The 237-nt window shown below is 50.2% G+C and carries 1 protein-coding gene; it reads left to right on the top strand.

Going from position 1 to position 237, the window contains the following annotated elements:
- A partial coding sequence (locus B3O33_RS14650) for an exodeoxyribonuclease VII large subunit (RefSeq protein WP_292363900.1) occupies window positions 1–237 on the top strand: 237 nt, incomplete at both ends.

Below are 237 nucleotides of genomic sequence, written 5' to 3'. Positions count from 1 at the left end.
TTTCCAGCTGGTTGTTGAGCATATGGAAGAAGCAGGCAGCGGGGCCTTGCAACGCGCCTATGAAGCGTTAAAAGCCAGATTGGGTCAGAAAGGTCTGTTTGATACCGCTCATAAAAAACCGTTGCCGGCTTTGCCGCAAACCATCGGCATTGTGTCCTCACCGGATGGGGCAGCGGTACACGATATTCTGCATGTTTTGAAGCGTCGTTTTCCGGCAATCAAAGTGATTTTGTATCC

The organism is Methylophaga sp. UBA1464 (assembly GCF_002325665.1).
Lineage (GTDB): Bacteria > Pseudomonadota > Gammaproteobacteria > Nitrosococcales > Methylophagaceae > Methylophaga.
Note: the sequence above shows the minus strand (reverse complement) of the source record. Positions and strands in the feature narration are given on the sequence as shown.